We start from the raw sequence: 22,533 nt of genomic DNA on the forward strand, positions 1-22,533 counted from the left end.
GAACGGGTGACCATGCGTAAGAATTGGCCGATGCAGACAGCCAGTGCGACAGGGGACGGAGCATGCCGGTGAACAGCCACGATGTCACCGACGAACAGTGGGAGGGGCTCGCCCAGGTCGTTCCGCTGCGGGGCCGCGACGCCTGGCCGTCCGCGGTGGGCCACCGCGCCCTGCCCGAGGCCGAGACGGAGGCGCGCCGCCGCTTCGTCGTGCTGCGCGTCAACGTGTTCGCGGACGCCCGCGACGTCGCCGAGACACTGATGTCCGGGATACCCGTCCTGCTCGACCTGACCGGCGCGGAGACCGAGGTCGCCAAACGGGTCCTGGACTTCAGCACGGGCGTCGTCTTCGGCCTGGCCAGCGGCATGCACCGGGTCGACCGCAACGTCTTCCTCCTGACCCCCTCGGGCATGGAGGTCACGGGGCTGATGGAGGGGGTGGGGGCGCCGGGGGTGTGAGCGGCTCCGGCGCCCGCTCGCCCGATCGTGGGAAGGCCCACCGAGCGGAACGGTTCGCCCGCGCGGCGACCCCATAGCGTCCGCACATGACCCCCGCCTCCCCGCCGCATCCGGACACCATCCCGCCCCACCCGGACACCACCCCGCCGTCCGCACCGTCGTCGGCCACGGGCCCGCGTCCCGGGCTGCCGCGGGTCACCGAGCTGCTGCTGTCCGCTTTCGCGGGGCACCGCCGGGCCGGCCTCCCCCTGGGACCGCTCACCCTGCTCGCCGGCCCCAGCGGCAGCGGCAAGACCGGCGCGCTGCGGGCCTACCAGGCCCTCGCCCGGCTCGGCGGCGGGGCCGAGCTGGGCGAGGCGTTCCCGGAGCCCGGCGCCTGCGTACCGGAGCGGGCCCGCGCCGACGCCCAGCGCCGCCGGGGCTTCCGCATCGGCTGCACGGCGGACGGCCCCGCGGGACCGGTCCGGCTGGAGGTCGCCGTCCAGGCCGAACCGGAGCTGCGGATGGTGGGGGAGCGGTTGACGGCGGGCGGGCAGGTCCTCCTGGAGACCGCCCTGCGCGACCCCGGCCGGCGCACCGTACAGGCCGCCTGGCACACGGCCGGGGCCACACCGGTCACCCGCGCCCCGCTGCCGGACGACCGGCTCGGCACCGCGCTGCTGCCGTTGCGCGTCGCCGGCAAGACCTACGGGCAGCGCAGGGTGCTCGCCGCCGCCGAGCAGATGGTGGTCGCCCTGCGCTCCGTCTTCGCCTGCGACCCCCGCCCCGAGCGGATGCGGCGACCCGTACCGACCGGCACCGGCCGACTGCTCGGCGGCTGTGACAACCTCGCCGACGTCCTGTGGCGCACCCACACCGAATGCGGACGCCGGCACGGCCTCCTGGTGGACGCGGTGCGCGCCGGATGCGCCGGTCCGGTCGCCGGCCTGCTCGCCGAGCCGTACGACGGCGGCCGCCTGGTCCGCGCCCTCGTCGACCGGGGTGACGGCACCCGGACCGATCTGCGCCGCCTCGGCGACGGCGAGCTGCGGTACGCCGCCCTCGCGTTGGTGCTGCTCACCGGGCCCGGTGTGCTGGAGGTCGACGCGCCCGGCGAGGTCCCCGCCGCGCTCCAGACCCTCACCGTCCTCGCCGACGGCTTCGACCGCGACCTCGACCCGGAGCAGCGGGCGCACCTGCTGGGCCTGGCCGCGCGGATGTGCGACCGCGGGCACATCCGCCTGGTCGGCACGGTGAGCGACGCGTCCTGGGCCGCGGGGGTGAACGGTGTGACGGTGGTACACCTGAAGCGTGACTGATCCGTACGACAACGAGCGTCCCGGCGAGCCTCTCGACCTCGCGGGACTCCAGCACCGCCTCGCCGAGTTCGCCGCCGCGCGGAACTGGCAGCCGTACCACACCCCGAAGAACCTGGTCGCCGCGCTCAGCGTGGAGGCCTCCGAACTCCTCGAGATCTTCCAGTGGTTGACGCCCGAGGAGTCCGCCCGCGTCATGGACGACCCGGACACCGCGCATCGCGTCACCGACGAGGTCGCCGATGTCCTCGCGTATCTCCTCCAGTTGTGCGAAGTACTGGGCGTCGATGTGCTGGCGGCGCTGGCCGCCAAGATCGAACGGAACGAGCGCAGGTTTCCGGTCGGCGGGACGCCGCCCCGGATGTGAGGAGCCGTTTACTCCTCTTTCACTCTCCGTATCCGAAAACTGGGGCCCGTGCGAATTTGTGTCCCTAAATTTCGGACTTCCTCTGGTGTTTTGTCTCAGGTGCCCTCACTCTGGGTAGTGAACAAGGGAGTTCAACGGATGCGGACGCGTGGGCAGCGCGTCGGACAGACGGGGGCAGCGCATGGACGCTGTGCGGCTCATCGTGACGAGCAGGCGCGCCCTGGCCGCGGGAGGTGGCGTACGGGAGCTGCTGACCGAGGTGTGGCAGGCGCAGGCTCTGGCGCAGGCGATAGGGAGCCGCCTCGCCGTTGCCGGCCCGCCCGAACTGCGGGGCGAGGCACTGGGGTTGACCGAGCTGGCGGGCCGCGGGTGCGGAGTGCTGGGCACTCCCGAGCTCGCGCCCGGGGAACTGCGGGCGGCCCAGCTCACCGAGCTGGGCGAGGCCCGCCAGTCGCTGATGTACCTCGGCGGTCTCCTCGGCGAGGTCGGGATCGCGTTGGTGGGCCTCGCCTGCTCGGCGGAGGACGAGGCGACGTACTGGCAGTGCATGGAGGCCATCGACGCGGCGGACGAGTCCCGCGACCGCGTCCGGGAAATGCTCCGCAAACTGGCCGACCGCGACGAGGCCCTACCGAACCGCGAGGCCGGCTGACGCCTACGGTCGGCGGGGCTGCCCGCCCTCGGACTGCCGCGAATCCCGCATCTCGGCTGGTGCGCGCAAACGCACCAGCCACCTGCCCCGCTCGCCGCGGGCAGTCGTACCGCCCCGCCGCCCATCCGCGTGCAGCCGCGTGCCGCCCATCCGTGGGCAGTCGCGTGCCGCCCATCCGTGGGCAGTCGTGCCGCTGGGGCGGCACGGGTGGGCGCGACGGCACCCCGCCAGCGCCGGGCCGCGCGAACACCCCCGGCCCACACCCACGCCGGGCACCGGTACGACGCCGGGCCCCGCGAACGCCGGAGGCACCCCGCGCCGGGCCGCACAAGCCCACCCCCGGCCCACACCAACGCCGCGCACCTGCAAACGCACCGACCCCGCCCCCTCACCTCACCGGCCCGGCCCACCGTCCCCGGCCCCGCCCTCCAACCGACCCCCCGCCTGAAACTCCGCATCCAACGCCGACAAATCCGCATTCAACGCCGCCATCAGCTCCTCCATCTGCTGCAACAGCCCCTTCGGAGCCCCCACCACCCCGCCCCGCTGCGGCACGCTCTCTTCGGACATGACGGCCTCCTCGGCCCATGGCCCCCGCGGAGGCCGACACGATGACGCCCCGGCGCACACCGCGCCGGCACGGGCGCCGGCCACTCCGGCTCCGCCCGAGCCAACGATCTTCACCGGACCCGGTCACACCGCACCGCCGCCCCCCGGCCGATTTCACCCGACCGTGGGCCGGGGCGGACGGGGGCGGCCCGGGGCAGCCGGCGGAAGCGTGCAGGATGGAGGCATGGATCTTCGCATCTTCACCGAGCCCCAGCAGGGCGCCACCTACGACACCTTGCTCACCGTCGCCAAGGCCACCGAGGACCTCGGCTTCGACGCCTTCTTCCGCTCCGACCACTACCTCAGCATGGGCTCCGGCGACGGGCTGCCCGGCCCCACCGACGCCTGGATCACCCTCGCCGGCCTCGCCCGCGAGACCAAGCGCATCCGGCTCGGCACCCTGATGACCGCCGGCACCTTCCGTCTCCCCGGCGTGCTCGCCATCCAGGTCGCCCAGGTCGACCAGATGTCCGGCGGACGCGTCGAACTCGGCCTGGGAGCGGGCTGGTTCGAGGAGGAGCACAAGGCGTACGGCATCCCCTTCCCGAAGGAGAAGTTCGCCCGCCTCGAGGAGCAGCTCGAGATCGTCACCGGCCTCTGGGCCACCGAGACCGGCAAGACGTTCGACCACCACGGCACCTACTACGACCTCACCCAGTCCCCCGCGCTCCCCAAGCCGGTCCAGCGGAAGGTGCCCGTCCTCATCGGCGGCCACGGCGCCACCCGCACCCCCCGGCTGGCGGCCCGGTACGCGGACGAGTTCAACATGCCCTTCGCCTCGATCGAGGACACCGCGCGCCAGTTCGGCCGGGTCCGCGACGCCGCCCAGGAGGCCGGCCGCGACCCCGGCGACCTCGTCTACTCCAACGCCCTCGTCGTCTGCGTCGGCAAGGACGACCAGGAGATCGCCCGCCGCGCCGCCGCGATCGGCCGCGAGGTCGACGAACTCAGGGCCAACGGCCTCGCGGGCTCCCCGGCCGAGGTCGTCGACAAGATCGGCCGCTACGCCGAGACCGGCTGCCGGCGCATCTACCTCCAGGTCCTCGACCTGCACGACCTCGACCACCTGGAGCTGATCTCCTCCCAGGTCCAGTCCCAGCTGTCGTAACACGCGCTCCACGAGAAGCGGGGCCGTCCGTACCCACGGGCGGCCCCGCCGCATGCGCCGGTAAATTCCCGGGGCATCCCCGACCGTTCCCGGTACGTTGGCAGCGCACGTCCGAATCCGGCGTGTACGCGCAGTTCAGAGGGTGTTTCGAGGTGTAACCACCGTGTTCCTGACGATCAGTACCACCGGCTCCGCGGAGCGACCCGCGACCGATCTCGGCTTCCTGCTGCACAAGCATCCCGAGAAGGCGCAGGCGTTCTCCACCTCCTACGGCACGGCGCACGTCCTCTACCCCGAGGCGGACACCGAGCGCTGCACGGCGGCGCTGCTACTGGAGGTGGACGCGGTGGCGCTGGTCCGGCGCGGCAAGGGCAAGGGCCGCGGTGGCGCCCCCGACGCCGCGCTCGCGCAGTACGTCAACGACCGCCCGTACGCGGCGTCCTCGCTGCTCGCCGTCGCCCTGAGCGCCGTCTTCTCCAGCGCGATGCGCGGTGTCTGCAACGCCCGTCCGGAGCTCCCGGGGCGGCCGCGCCCCCTGCGCGTCGAGGTGCCCGCGCTGCCCGCCCGCGGCGGCCCCGAACTGGTCCGCCGGCTCTTCGAGCCGCTCGGCTGGACGGTCACCGCCGAGCCCGTCGCGCTCGACAGCGCCTTCCCGGAGTGGGGCGACTCCCGGTACGTCCGCCTCGCCCTGGAGGCGGAGACGCTCACCCTCGCCGAGGCCCTGCGCCACCTCTACGTGCTGCTCCCGGTCCTCGACGACGCCAAGCACTACTGGGTCGCCCCCGACGAGGTCGACAAGCTGCTGCGCGCCGGTGAGGGCTGGCTGCCCGGCCACCCGGAGCAGAAGCTGATCACCAGCCGCTACCTGTCCCGCCGCTGGTCGCTGACCCGCCGGGCCATGGAGCGGCTGGAGCTGGTCCGCCTGGCCGAGACGGACGACAGCGACGTCGAGGAGATCGACAACGCCGTCGCCGAGGAGACGGAGTCCGAGGAGCGGCCGACCCCGCTCGCCGTGCAGCGGCGGGAGGCGATCCTCACCGCGCTCCGCGCGTCCGGTGCCGCCCGGGTGCTGGACCTCGGATGCGGCCAGGGCCAGCTCGTACAGGCGCTGCTCAAGGACCCGTCCTTCACCGAGATCGTCGGTGTCGACGTGTCGATGCGGGCGCTCACCATCGCCTCCCGGCGGCTCAAGCTGGACCGCATGGGGGAGCGGCAGGCCGCACGCGTGAAGTTCTTCCAGGGCTCTCTGGCGTACACCGACAAACGGCTCAAGGGATATGACGCCGCCGTGCTCAGCGAGGTGATCGAGCACCTCGACCTGCCCCGGCTGCCCGCCCTGGAGTACGCCGTGTTCGGCGCGGCCCGCCCCCGCACCGTCCTCGTGACCACTCCCAACGTCGAGTACAACGTGCGCTGGGAGAGCCTCCCGGCCGGCCATGTCCGGCACGGCGACCACCGCTTCGAGTGGACCCGCGAGGAGTTCCGCTCCTGGGCGGAGAAGGTGGCCGAACGGCACGGCTACGGCGTGGAGTTCGTGCCCGTCGGCCCGGACGACCCCGAGGTCGGGCCGCCCACCCAGATGGCCGTGTTCGTGACCGAGTCCGTGAAGGAGGCGAAGGCCGCGTGACCACCGACACCGCCGTGCGGGGCCGTGCCCTGCCCGTTACCGACCTCTCCCTCGTGGTGCTGATCGGTGCCTCCGGCTCGGGCAAGTCGACCTTCGCCCGCCGCCACTTCAAGCCGACCGAGGTCATCTCCTCCGACTTCTGCCGGGGGCTGGTCTCCGACGACGAGAACGACCAGAGCGCGTCCCGTGACGCGTTCGACGTGCTGCACTACATCGCCGGCAAGCGGCTGGCCGCCGGCCGCCGCACCGTCGTGGACGCCACCAGCGTCCAGCAGGACGCCCGGCGTCAGCTGGTCGACCTGGCCAGGCAGTACGACGTGCTGCCGATCGCCATCGTGCTCGACGTGCCGGAGGAGGTGTGCGCCGAGCGCAACGCGACCCGCACCGACCGTGCCGACATGCCCCGCCGGGTCATCCAGCGCCACACCCGGGAACTCCGCCGCTCCCTGCGCCACTTGGAGCGCGAGGGCTTCCGCAAGGTGCACGTGCTGCGCGGCGTGGAAGAGATCGAGAACGCCACCGTCGTCACCGAGAAGCGCTTCAACGATCTCACCCACCTGACCGGCCCGTTCGACATCATCGGCGACATCCACGGCTGCGCGTCCGAACTCGAGTCGCTGCTGGGGAAGTTGGGTTACGTCGATGGCGAGCACCCCGAGGGCCGTACCGCCGTCTTCGTCGGCGACCTCGTCGACCGGGGCCCGGACAGCCCCGCCGTGCTGCGCCGCGTGATGGCCATGGTGAAGTCGGGCAACGCGCTGTGCGTGCCGGGCAACCACGAGAACAAGTTCGGCCGTTACCTCAAGGGCCGCAAGGTCCAGCACACCCATGGACTCGCCGAGACCGTCGAGCAGATGGACGGCCAGAGCGAGGAGTTCCGTGCCGAGGTGCGGGATTTCATCGGCGGCCTCGTCAGCCACTACGTCCTCGACGGCGGCAAGCTGGTGGTCTGCCACGCGGGCCTGCCGGAGAAGTACCACGGCCGCACCTCCGGCCGCGTCCGCAGCCACGCCCTCTACGGCGACACCACCGGCGAGACCGACGAGTTCGGCCTGCCCGTGCGCTACCCGTGGGCCGAGGACTACCGGGGCCGGGCGGCCGTCGTCTACGGCCACACCCCCGTCCCGGAGGCGACCTGGCTGAACAACACCATCTGCCTGGACACCGGCGCCGTCTTCGGCGGCAAGCTCACCGCGCTGCGCTGGCCGGAGCGGGAACTGGTCGACGTACCGGCCGAGCGGGTCTGGTACGAGCCGGCCCGCCCGCTGCGCACCGAGGCCCCCGGCGGCCACGAGGGCCGCCCGCTGGACCTGGCGGACGTGCACGGCCGGCGCGTCGTCGAGACCCGCCACCAGGGCCGGATATCGATCCGCGAGGAGAACGCCGCCGCGGCCCTGGAGGTCATGAGCCGCTTCGCGATCGACCCGCGCCTGCTGCCGTACCTCCCGCCGACCATGGCGCCCACCGCCACCTCGCACCTCGACGGCTATCTGGAGCACCCGGTCGAGGCGTTCGCCCAGTACGCGCGGGACGGCGTCGCCCGTGTCGTGTGCGAGGAGAAGCACATGGGCTCGAGGGCCGTGGCCCTGGTGTGCCGGGACGCGGAGACCGCGCGCGAGAGGTTCGGGGCCGACGGCCCGACCGGGTCGCTCTACACCCGCACCGGCCGCCCGTTCTTCGACGACGCGTCCGTCACGGAGGAGATCCTCGGCCGGCTGCGCACGGCGGTCGGCGAGGCCGGCCTCTGGGACGAACTCGACACTGACTGGCTGCTGCTGGACGCCGAGCTGATGCCGTGGTCGCTGAAGGCCTCCGGTCTGCTGCGCTCCCAGTACGCGGCGGTCGGCGCCGCCGCAGGCGCGGTGTTCCCGGGTGCCCTCGCCGCGCTGGAGGGCGCGGCGGCCCGCGGCGTGGACGTCGAGGGCCTGCTCCACCGCCAGCGCGAACGCGCCGGCACCGCCACGGCGTTCACCGAGGCGTACCGCCGCTACTGCTGGACCACCGACGGCCTGGACGGCGTCCGCCTGGCCCCGTTCCAGATCCTCGCCGCGCGCGGCCGCAGCCTCGCCGGCCTGCCCCACGACCGTCAGCTCGCGCTCATCGACCGCATGGTCGAGCACGACACCACCGGACTCCTCCAGACCACCCGCCGCCTCTACGTCGACACCGGCGACCCCGAGTCGGTGCGGGCCGGAGTGGACTGGTGGCTGGAGATGACCGGACGCGGCGGCGAGGGCATGGTCGTCAAACCGGTCGACGCCCTGGTCAGGTCGGAGGCCGGGGAAGGCGCGGGCCGTCTGGTGCAGCCCGGCATCAAGTGCCGGGGCCGGGAGTACCTGCGGATCATCTACGGCCCCGAGTACACCCGCCCGGAGAACCTGGCCCGGCTGCGCTCCCGCTTCCTGAACCACAAGCGCTCCCTCGCGATCCGCGAGTACGCGCTCGGCCTGGAGGCGCTGGACCGCCTGGCCGAGGGCGAGCCCCTGTGGCGGGTCCACGAGCCGGTCTTCGCCGTGCTGGCGCTGGAATCGGAGCCGGTGGACCCGCGGTTGTAGCGGGTCCGCGCGGCATCGGTGGCGAATGAATCCGGCCGAGTGTCACCCGTAAGGGGGGCTCGGCCGGACTTCGTTCCGCCTGGCCCCACACGTCCCTGGCTAACCGTCAGTTGCCGTGCTAACTTCGCAGGTCGGTCAGGCAGGCGAACCGGCTCATGGGGGAACAGTCGGTGGAGAACGGCGTGGGTTTCGGCGGCCTCGACGGCGGGGCGCCGCGGGCACAGGGTCTGGAACTGCTGTCCCGGCTCACCGGTGCCCTGTGCGAGATGAGTTGCATGGAGGACGCCCAGGGGCGCGTCCAGTTCGCGGCCGTGCTCGGTGAACAGTTGGCCCGCACGGTGGACGTGCGCGGCGTGCGGCTCCGCGAGGACGTGGTGGCCATGGTCCGCGCCGCGCTGAACGTGGCGGGCGGGGAACGCGTACTGGTGAGGGTGGTCGAGGTCTTCGAAGGGGCCGCGCCGGCCGACGAACTCGACCGGCTGCTCGCCCCCGCCGCACCGGCCCCGGCCGCCGACTCCCTGCCCGGCCCGCTCTCCGGCCACGACACCGTCACGGCGCACGCCCTGCTGGCCGACGCCAAGGGAGAGGTGTCCGCCGCCCGGCTGAGGGACGGCCTCGCCGAGGAACTCAACGGCCTCTACCTGCCCGTCGGGCTCTCGCCGGAACAACTCTTCGCGCACGTCCTGGAGTGGAACGCCCAGCCGGACGGGTTACCGCCCGCGGTGCTCCTGGTCGACGTGGCCGCCTCCCTCGCCGCGTCGTCGGCGCACCGCGGAGCCCTGATGAAGTGGGTCGAGGGCTGGGCCCAGCGCTCGGGCCTGATGGCGGCCGTGGCACAGCGCCGCGCCGCCCGCAGGGAGTCCGCCGCCGATCCGGACATCCCCTGCTGTCTGATCGTCGCCGTGGAGCCCGCCCGGGACGGCTCCGGCGAGATCGTCGTACGTCCCTGGCTCAACACGGTCCCCGGCCACTGGGACCCGCAGCCCGGCGAACCCGCCACCACCACCCTGGACGGCCTCGGCCAGGCCGTCGAACACGCACTCCAGCAGGGTGCCCGGCTCTGGTCCACCCCCGCCGAACCGGACCCGGCCGGGCGCGAGCAGCCGACGTACGTCGAGTTCGTCCTGCCGTACGACCTCCTCAACCACGACGTCGCCGGGCTGAGGTTCAGGATCGGCCACGGCCGGCCGCTGCCGCTCGGCCTGAAGTACGGGGTGCACCTGCGCAGTCTGGAACGGATGCGCACCGACGACGCGGTGGTCCGGCAGCAGTGGCGGGACCGCTGGCGCAGACTGCGGCAGCACGGCGTCACGGTGCACGGCTGGACGGGCGCCGACGCCCAGCGGCTCGACGCCTGGCAGACCGCGCTCGCGGGGGAGTCCGGACGCACCGCGGTGGTGCTGGACGCCCCGGCCGACACGCCCGCCCTGGAGGCGCTCAAGGCCGCCATCGCCGAAGGCATCTCCCTGGCCATATGGGACCGCCGGGGCGCCTTCGTCGAGGAGCGCCGCGAGGTCGTCACCGCGGTCTTCGCCTCCGTACCGATCGCGGCGCAGATCCCCATGGCCATCCACCGGTTGCGCAAGAAAGCCGTCGACCCGGCACAGAGCCCGGATCTCCTGGGGCGCCATATCGCCTTCTTCTGGGACGATCCGACACGACTGGTCGACATCCACACCGACGACGGCGATCTCGCCAACGAGGAGGCATCGGCATGACCGCGCATGAGGAGCAGACGTCCCCGGACGGCTGGCGGATCTTCCATGCCACCGGCCGGGCCCCGAGCGACGCGGTGAAGCTGCCCGAGCCCCCGCCCTGGCGCCGCTTCGGCGGCACGCCGCTCCAGCCCGCGCCGCCCGACGACCCGGAGGCCGCGCTGCGCAGGTTGGGGCCCGGTGAGGTCACCCCGCAGCTCGGCTCCGAGGAGATCGACACCGTCAACGCCGCGCTGCTGCTGCGCCGGCCGCTGCTGATCACCGGCCCTCCCGGAATCGGCAAGTCCACCCTGGCCTATGTGATCGCCCGGGAACTGGGGCTCGGCCGGGTGCTGGAGTGGAACATCGTCAGCCGCACGACGCTGCGCGACGGCCTGTACGTGCATGACGCGATGGGCCGTGCCCAGGCCATCGCCGCCTGGCAGGCGGGCCTGCGGGACGCGGCCGCCTCCGGTGCCGGCGGGACGGCGGAACCCGAAGGAGAATTGACTGACCGTCAAACTTCGCCTCTTCTCGGTGATTTCATCACGCTCGGGCCCCTCGGGACCGCCCTGCTGCCCTACGATCGTCCCCGGGTGCTTCTTGTCGACGAGCTCGACAAGAGCGACATCGACCTGCCGAACGACTTGTTGCACGTCTTGGAGAACGGAAGCTATGACGTCCCGGAGCTGGTCCGCGACGCCGCCGACACCGCGAGCGTCCACACCAGCGACCCAGGCGTCCGTGCCGAGCTGCGGCAGGGGCGGGTCGAGTGCCGGGAGTTCCCCGTCGTGGTGATCACCAGCAACGGAGAGCGGGAGTTCCCGGCCGCGTTCCGCAGGCGCTGCCTGCCACTGGAGCTCCGTACGCCCACCCGTGAACAGCTTCTCGCCATGGTGCGCCGGCACCTCGGGGACGGCACGCGGCACAGCGAGGACCTGGTGGACCTCTTCCTCCAGCGCGTCCAGTCCGGAGGCACGCACTCCCTGGACCAGTTACTCAACGCTGTCCAGATCACTACCATGGGTGGTTTCCAGGTCGACGGGGACGGGCGTAAGCTCGTGGAAATGCTCCTCCGCGACCTCGCGAAGGGCCGCTGAATGGACAACGGCTTTCCCAGGGAGCGCGCATCCGGATCCGGCGACGGCACACTCGAATCGGGGTCGTCGCCTCCTTCGGCGTTCTCCGAGTCCGTCGAGTACGCGAGTGAGGTCGGAGGCTCCGTCGTCGCCGCCCCGCTCCAGCGCGCCCTGGCCCCTGAGCAGCCCCGTCCGAGCTGGGACGGCGAGGAGCGGCAGACACCGCGCTGGCAGGAGGTCGCCGACGCGGTGTGGCTCGCCGCGTACTGGGACCGCCACGGCGGCCCCGCCGGGGCCGCGGCGGAGTCGGCGCCGGAGCCGGCCGTCACCCGTCCGGCCGCAGGCGGCACGGGGAACGCCGCCACGGCGCCATGGACGGAGGGCGAACCGGCCTCCGCGACTCCCTCGGACCATAGGAATTCGGCCGATCTCACGACCGGCTCCGGTCTTCCCGCGCCCCTCGCGCCCCGTCCGTCCGAGCCTCCCGGCACGCCGGACCGGCCGCAGCCGTCCCACTCCGTGGACCCGGACGCCGCCCCGGGACCGCCACGGGGACCGCTTCAGGCCGACGGCGGGCACTTACCGCACCCCGAGGGCACGGCCACCCTCCACGTCGGCGCGCCCCTGCTGCCCGACGCCAACCTGCCGCAGCACGGACCCGGGCGCCGCACCGCCCTGCTCGCCCGCGCCCTGCACCAGCTCGCCCGCCGCGTCCCCTCCCGCGACACCCTGGAGCTCGACGAGGAGACCACCGCCGAGCAGGGACTCGCCGACGGCATGTGGATGCCGTTCCTCCGCCCCGCCCGCACCTCCGCCTTCGACCTGGTGCTGCTCGCCGACGAGGCGCCCACCATGCGGATCTGGGAGGAGACGGTGGCCGGACTCGCCGAGGCCGCCGAACACAGCGGCGCCTTCCGCAGCGTCCGCACCCTCCGGATCTCCCTCCCACGGACCGGCACCGCCACCCTGCGCTGGGCCAGCGGCGGCGCCGTCGTCGACCCGGCCGAACTCCTCGACGGCCGGGGCGGACGGGTCTTCCTCGCCGTCACCGACGGCCTCGCCCACGGCTGGGCCGCCCCCGCCGCCGACGCGCTGCTGAGCAGGCTCGCCCGCTCCGGCCCCACCGCGGTGGTCCACCTCCTGCCGCCCCACCTGCGCCACCGCACCTCGCTCTACCCCCACCCCGCCGTCCTCGAGGCCGGCGGCTTCGGCACGCCCAACGACGCCCTGGGGCACTGGGCGCCGCCAGGAGGCCCCGACCCCCTGCGCCCGCTGCCCGAGACGGCCGACGACTCCCTGCCCGTCCCGGTGCTCTCCCTGAAACCCGGCTCCCTCGCCGCCTGGGCCGACCTCGTCACCGGCGAGCGCGGAGTACGCCGCTCCCTGCCCGTCGTCCTCGCCGGCACCCTCACCAAGGGAGCACCCGCCCCCGGCCTGCGCGCCCCGCGCTTCCCGCGCGCCGCGGCCGCCGCCGTACGCCGCTTCTTCACGCTCGCCACGCCCGCCGCGCGCCGTCTCGCGACCCAACTGGCCGCCATCCCCTTCGAGTTCGACCTGGTGGATCAGCTGCGGCGCCGGGTCATGCCGGAGACCGGCCCCGACCACCTGGCCGAGATCCTGATGGGCGGGCTGATCGACTGGGACAGCGGAGGCGAGGGGCGGCCCGAGTTCGCCGACGGCGTGCGTGAGGCACTGCTCGCCACCACCACCCGGTCCCAACTCGCCCGCACCGTCAGCATGCTGGGCGACCTGCCGGCCGCGGGCGAGCGGGGCGTCGCACTGCGCGCCGCGCTGCGCGACCCGGTCGGCACCACACTGCCCGACCCGGCCGAGCCGGGCTGGCGGCGCAGCGAGCTCGCCGTGATGAGGGCCCTCTCGGGCCCGTACTCCGAACGGGCGAACCGCATCGAACCCGACGTCACCAGGCTCCTTCCCCACTCGTCCGAACGGGTGGCCGAGGGGTCGCCGGGAAGTGTGAAACACCCGGACGGCGGCGAGTTCCCCGACGACCAGGACGGGAGGCATCCAGCGTCGGACGTTCACGACGCAGCGGGAGCATCCTTGCCGAGCCTGGTGACCGAGACCCCAAACGAAGCCCCGGAGGCTGAGCCGCTCATGCAGAGCACCACGACCGCACCGCCGGCCATCATGGTGAACGTTCCGCTCAGGAACACCTCGTTCGTCGGCCGCCAGGCGCTGCTGGGTGCCGTGGAGGCGCAGCTCGACGCCCAGGACACGGCGGCCGTGCTGCCGCACGCGCTGCACGGTCTCGGCGGCGTGGGCAAGTCCCAGCTGGCCCTGGAGTACATCTACACCCACCAGCACGACTACAAGGTCATCTGCTGGATCCCCGCGGAGCGGGAGAGCCTCATCCTGGCCGCGCTCGCCGGTCTCGCCACCCGGCTGGGCGTGGCCCAGCCGGGGCAGGAGGGCACCGCCAACACGTCGGTCCAGGCGGTCCTGGACGCCCTGCGCTCCGGAGAGCCCTACGACGACTGGCTGCTCGTCTTCGACAACGCCGAGGACATCGACGTGGTGCGCCAGTACTTCCCGGCGAGCGGGCCCGGCAAGGTCATCGTCACCTCCCGCAACCGGTCCTGGGAGCGGGTGGCGACCCCGCTTCCGGTGAGCGTGTTCGAGCGCGACGAGTCGATCGAGCTGCTCCAGAAGCGCTCCCCGGACCTGTCCACCGAGGACGCCGACCGCCTCGCCGAGGCCCTCGGCGACCTGCCGCTCGCGGTGGAGCAGGCGGGCGCCTGGCGCGCGGTCACCGGCATGCTGGTCGACGAATACCTCGCCCTGCTCGCCGAGCGCAGCCCCGAGATCCTCGACCTCGACCCGGCTCCCGACTACCCCGTCTCCGTGGCCGCCGCCTGGGACATCTCGCTGGAGCGGATCAAGGAGAACAACCCCGGCGCCCGCCAGCTGCTCGACATCTGCGCCAGCATGGCACCCGAGCCCATTCCGCGGTCCATGCTGCGCGGCGGCCGGGGCGTCAACATCACGCCCGAGGTGGACCCCCTGCTGCGGGAGTCGATCAAACTCAACCGGGCCGTCCGCGACCTCAACCAGTTCTCGCTGGTCAAGACGGACCCCCGGACGGACACCCTCCAGATGCACCGTCTGCTCCAGACGGTGCTCCTCGCCAAGCTCGGCCCCGACGAGCGCAAGCGGATGAGGGACGCCGCCCACCAGCTGCTGTCCGCCGCCAAGCCGGGCCACTACGCCTCCTCGCGCGAATGGCCCGCCTACCAGGCGCTGCTGCCGCACATCCTGACGTCCCAGGCGGTCACCAGCTCCGACACCTTCGTGCGGGAACTCGTCTCGGACACCGTGTTCTTCCTCTACTACTGGGGCAACCACGAGGGCGCCGCGGACCTCGCCCGGCAGGCCTGGAACGCCTGGCTCGACGAATCCGGCGAGGAGGACATCCACGTCATCCGGATCACCAAGACCTTCGCGTTCGCCCTGCGCCAGATCGGCCAGATCGCCGAGGCCATCCCGCTGACCGAGAGGGCCCTGGAGGTCTCCCGGCGTATCAACGTCGACCCCGAGGACCTCATCGACTCCCTGTGCGAGATGGCCGACGCCCGCCGGTACCAGGGCCGGTTCGCGGAGGCCCGTGACCTCGGCCGGGAGGCCACCGAGCTGGCCCGCGGCATGTTCGGCGCGGAGGACCCGATCACCCTGCGGGCCACCCACAGCTGGGGGGTCGACCTGCGGCTGTGCGGGCAGTTCGGCGAGGCCCTGCCCCTCGACCGGGAGAACGCCCAGCAGCGCGAGCACATGTTCGGCCCCAACAGCTTCCTCACGCTCAACACCCTCAACGCCCTCGCCATCGACATGCGGGAGAGCGGCGACTACCCGGGCGCCCGGAGCTTCCAGGAGGACGTCTACCTCAGAGCCCGCGACGCCATGGGCGAACAGCACCCGCTCACCCTGCGCGTGGCCCGCAACCTCGCGGTCTGCCGCCGCCGTGACGGGGCGCTCGACGAGGCCCTCAAGCTCTCCGAGGAGACCCTGGCCCGCTTCGTCGCCCGCTACGGACCCGTCCACGCCGACTCGCTCTCCACGGCGATCAACCTCTCCGTCGACCGGCGCATCGCCGGGGGCCCCGGCGACCTCGAGAAGTCCCGCGAGATCGGTGAGGAGAGCGTGCGGCGCTACGCGTCACTGCTCGGTGAGGACCACGCGTACACCCTGCTGACCAAGGCGAATCTCGCCGCCACGCTGCGGACGCTGGGTGCTCTGGACAGCGCCGCGGAACTGGAGGAGGACGCCTGCCGCAGACTGGCGGCCACCGTGGGTCCCGAGCACGTGATGACGCGGACCGTCGACATCGGCCGGGCCAACACCGCGTACGCGCGGCTGGACTTCGACCGGGCGTACGAGCTCGACGAGGCCAATCTGACGGCGCTCACCGTGGCCGCCGGCGCGGAGCACCCGCTGACCCTCTCCTGCACCGCGAACCTCGCCCTGGACCTGCGTGGGCTCGGCCGGGGCGCGGAGGCGGACCAGACGCAGCGCAAGGCGGTGGAGGGCTTCACCCGGGTGGTCCGTGCCGACCACCCCTGGCTGGAGGCGGCCCGGCTGGGCCGCCGCATCGAGTGCGACCTCGCGCCCATGCCGCTGTAACCGGAGCGACAGGGACCCGCCGGGGCGGCACAGCCACGGCGGGTCCGGGAGTTCAGCCCAGGTCAGGCACCGGAGCGGTGACCGTGTCGCCCTGCGCGGCGGGCGGGGCCCCCGGGCCGGCCGGGTCGTCCGTCCGTCCGCGCGTGTGCCGTTCGGCCAGGCGGCGGGTCAGGAGCAGCAGCGGCTGGGTGAAGAGTGTGGTGGCCAGGGCCATGAACACCAGGACGCTGTAGAGCCGGTCGCTCAGCAGGCCGGCGTGCAGGCCCGCGTTGAGGGCGATCAGCTCGGTGAGACCGCGGGCGCTCATCAGGATGCCCACGGTCTGCGCGTCGTACCGGTCCAGGCCGCCCAGCCGGGCCGCGGCCGCGCCGCTGCCGATCTTCGTCACCGCGGCCAGCGCGGTCACCACCAGCACGGCGGCCCATCCCGTGGCGCCCATGCCGTTCAGTACGACGGACTGACCCGAGATCACGAAGAAGAACGGGAGCAGCAGCGAGCTGACATCGTGCAGTGGCCGCAGCAGATCGGGGTCGAGCCGGTCCTCCGGCTCCCGGGGCGTCACCACACCCGCCAGCAACGCCCCGAAGATCACATGCAGCCCCAGGGTGTGCGTCACCCAGGCCGAACCGAGGGCGAAGCCGATGAGCAGCGCCATCCGCAGTGAGGGCTCCATGTGCGTACGCCACAGCAGCCGGCGCAGCAGCGGCCGTGCCGCGAGGAGCATCAGGGAGACGAAACCGGCCGCGATCAGCACCCGCCACGGCCAGCCGAGCGCGTGGTCGCCGCCGTTCTCCAGCAACGCCCCGGCCAGTACCGTCCAGCAGACCACGTCGAGCAGGCCGGCCGCCGAGACCGCCACCACACCGGGCACCGTGCGGGCCAGACCGTTCTCCCGCACTATGGCCGTCAGGACCGGTACCGCGGTGACCGACAGGGCGATCCCGGCGAACACCACCATCGACGGGGAGGGATCGCGCGGCATGCCGAGGGCGCGGAGCTGGTCCCAGAACAGCAACGCGCACCCGGAGCCGACCGCCATCGGCACCACGAACGAGGCCGCCGCCACCGCCACCGCCGTGCGCGCCCGGTCGCCCAGGAGCTTGAGATCCAGCTCGTAGCCCACCGCGAACAGGAACACCACCAGGGCGAACTGCGCGAAGCCGGTCAGGGCCGTACCGATCTCCTCGGGGAAGAGCGCCTCGTACGCGCCGGGCGCCGCGCTGCCGAGGAGGGAGGGACCCAGCGCTATCCCCGCCGTCAGCTGGCCGACGATGTACGGCTGGCCCAGCTTCCGTGCCGCCCAGCCCGCCGCGTGCGCGGCCACCAGGATCAGGGCCGAGGCCGCCACGAAATGCGCGATCAGCGCGTCAGGGCTCATGTGTCCCCCTGTGGTCCACTTGTTCGGCCGAACCTGTGTCCGCCGATGGGTCGTCGCACGCTTGCGCGAAGTCAACTCTCCCAGAATAAACGGCAACTGACGGCGCATCGGATGGTGTACACGCGCTTGACCCGAGTCACAGGGGGCACACCGGTAGCGGCCTTGTCCGGCCGTGGGACGGCGACGCGTCCAGCCGCCTCCCGTGCTGCCGTGCGCCGTCGGCGCGACCTCGAAAGACGCCCCGGTTACGCGCGGCACTTCCGGGCCGCCGTTCCGGAAGGACTGTTTCCGGCCGTACGGGCGCGCCCCGGGGCCCTCAGGGAAACGGGCCGTACTCTGCCGTACCCGCTCCGCGGCGGCGCGACACCCTGTGCCCCGGGACCGTGCCGCGCGGGAGCCGGATCCCGGCGGATGCCGCCGGGATCCGCCTCGTCACGGCGGGGTCCACCCGGATGTCACCCGTGTGCTCACCGGCACCGGGTGACACGCGCGCGGTGCGGTCGGCCGGCGTGCCGCGCGGTGACGCGGCCTCCGCGGGCGCGCCCCAACCGGTAGGGCTATAGGACGAGTTGACCGGATCCGTCGGATGTTCGCCCGCTCAACGATGATCGGGTGGCGTGATCGTACGGTTTTCGATGCGGTCTTCAATGGCCATGATGGATGCAAAGGACACGGGGCATCGCGTGCCACCGTGCGAGAAGGGGGACGCATCTTGCATCAGCCGCCCGCTCAGCGCAACGCCGAAGCCGCCGCCCGGGAGCCGGCCCTCGCGGCGGGTACCCCTGTCCGGGAGTCGGACCTGGCGGATCTCGCGGGGCTGCCCCTGACCGCCGTGGACGGTCTCGCTCCGCTCGCCCCCGGCACCCGTCTCCTCACCGAGGTCCTCCGGTCCCGCGGCGGCATCCGGGGCGGCGGCGAACCCGCCCGGGCCGAGTAGCCGCTCCCGCCGTGCGGGGAGTGCCCCACCGGGCTCCCCCCTGCCCGCCCACCGACCGGAGGTCCCGGTGATGAACAGCGAGCGCCCCAGCCCGTTCCGCATGCCCGAACCCCTCTTCGCGGAACTGGCCGCCGGCGGGGGCTCCACCCGGGCCGTCGCCTTTCTCGAACAGGGCGAACGGGCACGCCGGTTGCTGCTGCTGCGGACCCTGCTGAAGCAACTGTGGGACCTGCCCACCCCGCTGAGTCCCGTCGCCGAGGCCTGGCGGGTGTTCAAGGAGGCGGCCGAGCGGGCGCCCGGACCGGTCGAGCGGTTGCTGCTCGCCCCGACGACGGGCGCGTGGATCGCGCACATGCTGCGCCGGGTGCACGGCACCGCGACCGGGCCGGACCTGTGGGCGGAGGCGGCCAGGCTGAACACCCTCGCGGTGACCGCCTCGCTGCACGCCGGAACCGAGGCGTCGCTGCGCGTTCCGCTGGACGACGGCGCGCTGTCCCTGCCGGGCCTCGGGCTCGCCCGGCTGCCCGGCGGGGCGGCCGGTCTGTCGGCGGGCAGGGCGAGCACCCGCGCCGGCGAGCTGACCCTGAGCGGACCGGGGGGCGACGGCGGGCGGCCGACCCTGACCTGCCGTCCCGCGCCCGTGCCGGTGGACGAGGCACCGCCCGCCGACGACACCCGCTGGCTCCCGCTCCGTACCCTCACGGTCGGCCCCGTGTCCATACCGCTGGAGGACCTGGACCCCTACCGCGACCTCGACGACCCGGTGCCGCCCGCCCGGCTGGACGCCGACGAGGCCGAGGCCTGGCAGCGGCTGTTCGACGAGGCCGTGGCGATCCTCGCGACCGCGGACGGTCCGGGGCCCGGACGGCTCGACCCCGCGCGGATCCGGGCCGTCGTCCCGTGGTCCCGCACCAGCCTGCTGCCCCCGCCACCGCCGGACGTCCGCGTGTCGGCGTCCAGCGGCGACTCCTACGGCGCGATGCTCATCGCCCGCCCCTCCTCGCCGCTCGCCCTGGCCGAGGCGCTGGTCCACGAGTTCCAGCACAGCAAGCTCGCCGCGCTGATCCACCTCTTCCCGCTGCTGCGCGACGACCGTGCCGAGCGCCATTACGCCCCGTGGCGCCCGGACCCGCGCCACCTCACCGGGCTGCTGCACGGCGCCTACGCCTTCACCGGTGTCGCCGGGTTCTGGCGGGACCGGCTGTCCGACCCGGAGCACGCCGAGACGGCCGCGTACCACTTCGCGCTGCGCCGCACCCAGAGCCGGCTCGTGGTGCACACCCTCCTCACCAGCGGACGTCTCACGGAGGCCGGGCACGCCCTGCTCACCGGTCTCGCCCGGACCCTGGACACCTGGCTGCGCGAGCCCGTGACCCCGTCCGCGCTGGCCCGTGCCCGCACCGCCGCCGCCCTGCACCGCACCGAATGGCGCCTGCGCAACCTCGCCCCGCGGGGGCACTCGGTGCCACCCGGCGACGGATCCTCGGACACCCTCCGCTTCCGCCCCGACCGCACCCCCTGGCCCGACGTCCGCACCCACGCCTTCGCCCTCCCGCCCGCCGAGCCCCGCACCCCGGACGAGCACCTGGCCGCCGGCGACGCCGCCGCCGCGCTCATCGGGTACGACGACGGCCTGGCCCGCGAGCCCGGTGACCCGCACCTCCTCGCCGGGTGGATCGTCGCCCGCGCCGCGCTGGCCCGGGACCCCGGGGCACGGCGGCTGCTGGCCCGGCCCGAGCTGATCCGGCCCGAGCTGATCCGCCCGGCCCATCGCGGCTGACGGAAGCGGATTTCCAGAACCCGGGGACAGGGGTGAACACGCGCCCGGATGGTGAGGATGGAGGCATGACCTACCACGTCGACTCCGAGGCCGGCCGGCTCCGCCGGGTCATCCTGCACCGGCCCGATCTCGAGCTCAAAAGGCTCACCCCCAGCAACAAGGACGCCCTGCTCTTCGACGACGTGCTCTGGGTGCGCCGGGCGCGCGCCGAGCACGACGGGTTCGTCGACGTCCTGCGCGACCGCGGTGTCACCGTCCACCTCTTCGGTGACCTGCTCTCCGAGACGCTGGACATCCCGGCGGCCCGCGCCCTCGTCCTGGACCGTGTCTTCGACGAGAAGGAGTACGGACCGCTGGCCACCGACCACCTCCGGGCCGCGTTCGAGACCCTGCCGGCGCCCGAGCTCGCCGAGGTGCTGATCGGCGGGATGACCAAGCGGGAGTTCCTGGACGCCCACCCGGAGCCCACCTCCGTGCGCTTCCACGCGATGGAGCTGGACGACTTCCTGCTCGGCCCGCTGCCCAACCATCTCTTCACCCGTGACACCTCCGCCTGGATCTACGACGGTGTCGCCATCAACGCGATGCGGTGGCCCGCCCGGCAGCGCGAGACCGTGCACTTCGAGGCGATCTACCGGCACCACCCGCTGTTCCGCGCGGAGTCCTTCCACGTCTGGTCCGAGGGGCAGGCCGACTACCCGTCCACCATCGAGGGCGGGGACGTGCTGGTCATCGGCAACGGCGCGGTGCTGATCGGGATGAGCGAGCGGACCACCCCGCAGGCCGTGGAGATGCTTGCCCACAAGCTGTTCGCGGCCGGCTCGGCGGAGACCATCGTCGCCCTGGACATGCCGAAGAGACGCGCCTTCATGCATCTCGACACGGTGATGACGATGGTCGACGGCGACACCTTCACCCAGTACGCCGGTCTCGGCATGCTCCGCTCGTACACCATCGAGCCGGGCGCGGGGGACAAGGAGCTGAAGGTCACCGACCATCCGCCGGAGCACATGCACCGCGCGATCGCCGCCGCCCTGGGGCTCAGCGAGATCCGGGTGCTGACCGCCACCCAGGACGTGCACGCCGCCGAGCGCGAGCAGTGGGACGACGGCTGCAACGTCCTCGCCGTCGAACCGGGCGTGGTCGTCGCCTACGAACGGAACTCCACCACCAACACGCACCTGCGAAAGCAGGGCATCGAGGTGATAGAGATCCCCGGCAGCGAGCTGGGCCGGGGCAGGGGCGGGCCGCGCTGCATGAGCTGTCCCGTCCAGCGAGACGCCGTATAGAAATACTAAAGTTCGTATACACTTCCAAGCGTTCGTGTCCCCCATTCCTGGAGCGCCCCCATGGCGACTGTCCCGACCGCCCTCGCCGGCCGCCACTTCCTCAAGGAGCTGGACTTCACCGCGCAGGAGTTCCTCGAACTGCTGGAGCTGGCCGCCGAGCTGAAGGCCGCCAAGCGGGCCGGGACCGAGCAGCGCCGTCTGCGGGGCAGGAACATCGCGCTGATCTTCGAGAAGACCTCGACGCGTACGCGCTGCGCGTTCGAGGTCGCGGCCGCCGACCAGGGGGCCTCGACGACGTACCTCGACCCGTCCGGCTCGCAGATGGGCCACAAGGAGTCGGTGAAGGACACCGCCCGGGTGCTGGGCCGGATGTACGACGGCATCGAGTACCGGGGCGACAGCCAGGAGAAGGTGGAGGAGCTCGCGGCGTACGCGGGGGTGCCCGTCTACAACGGTCTCACCGACGACTGGCACCCCACCCAGATGCTCGCCGACGTCCTCACCATGACCGAGCACTGCCCCAAGCCGGTCACGGACATCGCCTTCGCCTACCTGGGTGACGCCCGTTTCAACATGGGCAACTCCTACCTCGTGACGGCGGCCCTGCTGGGCATGGACATCCGTGTCGTCGCCCCCAAGGACTACTGGCCCGCCCAGGAGATCATCGACCGGGCGCGGGAGCTCGCCGAGTCCAGCGGCGCCCGCGTCACGCTCACCGAGGAGATCGCCGAGGGCGTCGCGGGCGCCGACTTCGTCGCCACGGACGTCTGGGTCTCCATGGGGGAGCCCAAGGCGGTGTGGGACGAGCGGATCGCCTCCCTCGCCCCGTACGCGGTGACCATGGACGTGCTGCGCGCCACCAGCAACCCGGACGTGAAGTTCCTGCACTGCCTGCCGGCCTTCCACGACCTCGGCACCAAGGTCGGCCAGGAGATCCACGAGGCCCACGGTCTCACCTCCCTGGAGGTGACCGACGAGGTCTTCGAGTCGGCGCACTCGGTGGTCTTCGACGAGGCGGAGAACCGTATGCACACCATCAAGGCGGTCCTGGTCGCGACCCTCGCCTGAGC

16 protein-coding genes are annotated in these 22,533 nt (G+C 72.9%); 14 read left to right on the top strand and 2 right to left on the bottom strand.

All coding sequences use genetic code 11. The features are described 5' to 3' along the window. Positions 1-62: 62 nt before the first annotated feature. The 4 genes from ACZ470_RS37770 (at position 63) to ACZ470_RS37785 (ending at position 2,772) form a co-directional block, all read left to right on the top strand. Positions 63-458 carry a cell division protein SepF gene (locus tag ACZ470_RS37770; RefSeq protein WP_468434492.1) on the top strand — a complete coding sequence of 132 codons (396 nt, stop codon included), beginning with the start codon at positions 63-65 and terminating at the stop codon, positions 456-458. An 86-nt stretch (positions 459-544) separates the two neighbouring features. Then, the gene (locus ACZ470_RS37775; protein WP_468434493.1) at positions 545-1,756 is read left to right on the top strand and encodes an AAA family ATPase; all 1,212 of its coding nucleotides are present in this window, start codon (positions 545-547) and stop codon (positions 1,754-1,756) included. Beyond that, positions 1,749-2,120 (top strand): nucleotide pyrophosphohydrolase, encoded by a 372-nt coding sequence (locus ACZ470_RS37780; protein WP_468434494.1) that lies wholly within the window; start codon positions 1,749-1,751, stop codon positions 2,118-2,120. Before ACZ470_RS37775 ends, ACZ470_RS37780 begins: the two co-directional genes overlap by 8 nt. Before the next feature lie 181 nt (positions 2,121-2,301). Continuing rightward, positions 2,302-2,772, top strand: a complete 471-nt coding sequence (locus tag ACZ470_RS37785) for a DUF6099 family protein (RefSeq protein ID WP_468434495.1) — start codon at positions 2,302-2,304, stop codon at positions 2,770-2,772. Between the two features lie 393 nt (positions 2,773-3,165). Here ACZ470_RS37785 and ACZ470_RS37790 read toward each other — a convergent pair whose 3' ends face one another. Continuing rightward, complete coding sequence (locus tag ACZ470_RS37790; protein WP_468434496.1) at positions 3,166-3,342, bottom strand: hypothetical protein; 177 nt, start codon at positions 3,340-3,342, stop codon at positions 3,166-3,168. 223 nt (positions 3,343-3,565) lie between these two features. Here ACZ470_RS37790 and ACZ470_RS37795 point away from each other — a divergent pair, with 223 nt between their 5' ends. From ACZ470_RS37795 to fxsT, 6 genes are all read left to right on the top strand, one after another. Beyond that, a complete protein-coding gene (locus tag ACZ470_RS37795; RefSeq protein WP_468434497.1) occupies positions 3,566-4,489 on the top strand; it encodes an LLM class F420-dependent oxidoreductase in 924 nt (307 codons plus the stop codon). Between the two features lie 163 nt (positions 4,490-4,652). After that, the gene (locus ACZ470_RS37800; RefSeq protein WP_468434498.1) at positions 4,653-6,116 is read left to right on the top strand and encodes a 3' terminal RNA ribose 2'-O-methyltransferase Hen1; all 1,464 of its coding nucleotides are present in this window, start codon (positions 4,653-4,655) and stop codon (positions 6,114-6,116) included. Continuing rightward, entirely contained in the window at positions 6,113-8,671 is a 2,559-nt protein-coding gene (locus ACZ470_RS37805; RefSeq protein ID WP_468434499.1) for a polynucleotide kinase-phosphatase, read from the top strand. The genes ACZ470_RS37800 and ACZ470_RS37805 overlap by 4 nt, the downstream gene beginning before the upstream one ends. A 155-nt stretch (positions 8,672-8,826) precedes the next feature. Then, positions 8,827-10,389 carry a VMAP-C domain-containing protein gene (locus ACZ470_RS37810; protein WP_468434500.1) on the top strand — a complete coding sequence of 521 codons (1,563 nt, stop codon included), beginning with the start codon at positions 8,827-8,829 and terminating at the stop codon, positions 10,387-10,389. After that, positions 10,386-11,465: an AAA family ATPase gene (locus ACZ470_RS37815; protein WP_468434501.1), complete on the top strand. Its 1,080-nt coding sequence runs from the start codon at positions 10,386-10,388 to the stop codon at positions 11,463-11,465. Before ACZ470_RS37810 ends, ACZ470_RS37815 begins: the two co-directional genes overlap by 4 nt. Continuing rightward, the gene (gene fxsT / locus ACZ470_RS37820) at positions 11,466-16,079 is read left to right on the top strand and encodes an FxSxx-COOH system tetratricopeptide repeat protein (protein WP_468434502.1); all 4,614 of its coding nucleotides are present in this window, start codon (positions 11,466-11,468) and stop codon (positions 16,077-16,079) included. Positions 16,080-16,131: 52 nt separating this feature from the next. On the opposite strand, the gene ACZ470_RS37825 is transcribed toward fxsT, so the two are convergent. Continuing rightward, positions 16,132-17,457, bottom strand: a complete 1,326-nt coding sequence (locus ACZ470_RS37825; RefSeq protein WP_468434503.1) for a cation:proton antiporter — start codon at positions 17,455-17,457, stop codon at positions 16,132-16,134. A gap of 712 nt (positions 17,458-18,169) precedes the next feature. On the opposite strand from ACZ470_RS37825, the gene ACZ470_RS37830 reads away from it, so the two are divergent. The 4 genes from ACZ470_RS37830 (at position 18,170) to argF (ending at position 22,531) form a co-directional block, all read left to right on the top strand. Then, the gene (locus ACZ470_RS37830) at positions 18,170-18,394 is read left to right on the top strand and encodes a hypothetical protein (protein ID WP_468434504.1); all 225 of its coding nucleotides are present in this window, start codon (positions 18,170-18,172) and stop codon (positions 18,392-18,394) included. Positions 18,395-18,464: 70 nt separating this feature from the next. Beyond that, positions 18,465-20,174, top strand: a complete 1,710-nt coding sequence (locus ACZ470_RS37835; RefSeq protein ID WP_468434505.1) for an HEXXH motif domain-containing protein — start codon at positions 18,465-18,467, stop codon at positions 20,172-20,174. A gap of 65 nt (positions 20,175-20,239) precedes the next feature. After that, positions 20,240-21,463, top strand: coding sequence for an arginine deiminase (locus tag ACZ470_RS37840; protein WP_468434506.1), 1,224 nt, complete (start codon positions 20,240-20,242; stop codon positions 21,461-21,463). Positions 21,464-21,523: 60 nt separating this feature from the next. Further along, complete coding sequence (argF, locus tag ACZ470_RS37845) at positions 21,524-22,531, top strand: ornithine carbamoyltransferase (protein WP_468434507.1); 1,008 nt, start codon at positions 21,524-21,526, stop codon at positions 22,529-22,531. Positions 22,532-22,533: the final 2 nt, after the last annotated feature.

This window comes from Streptomyces sp. NPDC031111 (genome assembly GCF_055570675.1).

Excerpts from the sequence above, each read along its gene's own strand:
- ACZ470_RS37770 (WP_468434492.1), top strand. The coding sequence starts at position 63 with ATGCCGGTGAACAGCCACGATGTCACCGACGAACAGTGGGAGGGGCTC.
- ACZ470_RS37775 (WP_468434493.1), top strand. The coding sequence starts at position 545 with ATGACCCCCGCCTCCCCGCCGCATCCGGACACCATCCCGCCCCACCCG.
- ACZ470_RS37785 (WP_468434495.1), top strand. The coding sequence starts at position 2,302 with ATGGACGCTGTGCGGCTCATCGTGACGAGCAGGCGCGCCCTGGCCGCG.
- ACZ470_RS37790 (WP_468434496.1), bottom strand. The coding sequence starts at position 3,342 with ATGTCCGAAGAGAGCGTGCCGCAGCGGGGCGGGGTGGTGGGGGCTCCG.
- ACZ470_RS37795 (WP_468434497.1), top strand. The coding sequence starts at position 3,566 with ATGGATCTTCGCATCTTCACCGAGCCCCAGCAGGGCGCCACCTACGAC.
- ACZ470_RS37810 (WP_468434500.1), top strand. The coding sequence starts at position 8,827 with ATGGGGGAACAGTCGGTGGAGAACGGCGTGGGTTTCGGCGGCCTCGAC.
- ACZ470_RS37815 (WP_468434501.1), top strand. The coding sequence starts at position 10,386 with ATGACCGCGCATGAGGAGCAGACGTCCCCGGACGGCTGGCGGATCTTC.
- fxsT (WP_468434502.1), top strand. The coding sequence starts at position 11,466 with ATGGACAACGGCTTTCCCAGGGAGCGCGCATCCGGATCCGGCGACGGC.
- ACZ470_RS37825 (WP_468434503.1), bottom strand. The coding sequence starts at position 17,457 with ATGAGCCCTGACGCGCTGATCGCGCATTTCGTGGCGGCCTCGGCCCTG.
- ACZ470_RS37835 (WP_468434505.1), top strand. The coding sequence starts at position 18,465 with ATGAACAGCGAGCGCCCCAGCCCGTTCCGCATGCCCGAACCCCTCTTC.
- ACZ470_RS37840 (WP_468434506.1), top strand. The coding sequence starts at position 20,240 with ATGACCTACCACGTCGACTCCGAGGCCGGCCGGCTCCGCCGGGTCATC.
- argF (WP_468434507.1), top strand. The coding sequence starts at position 21,524 with ATGGCGACTGTCCCGACCGCCCTCGCCGGCCGCCACTTCCTCAAGGAG.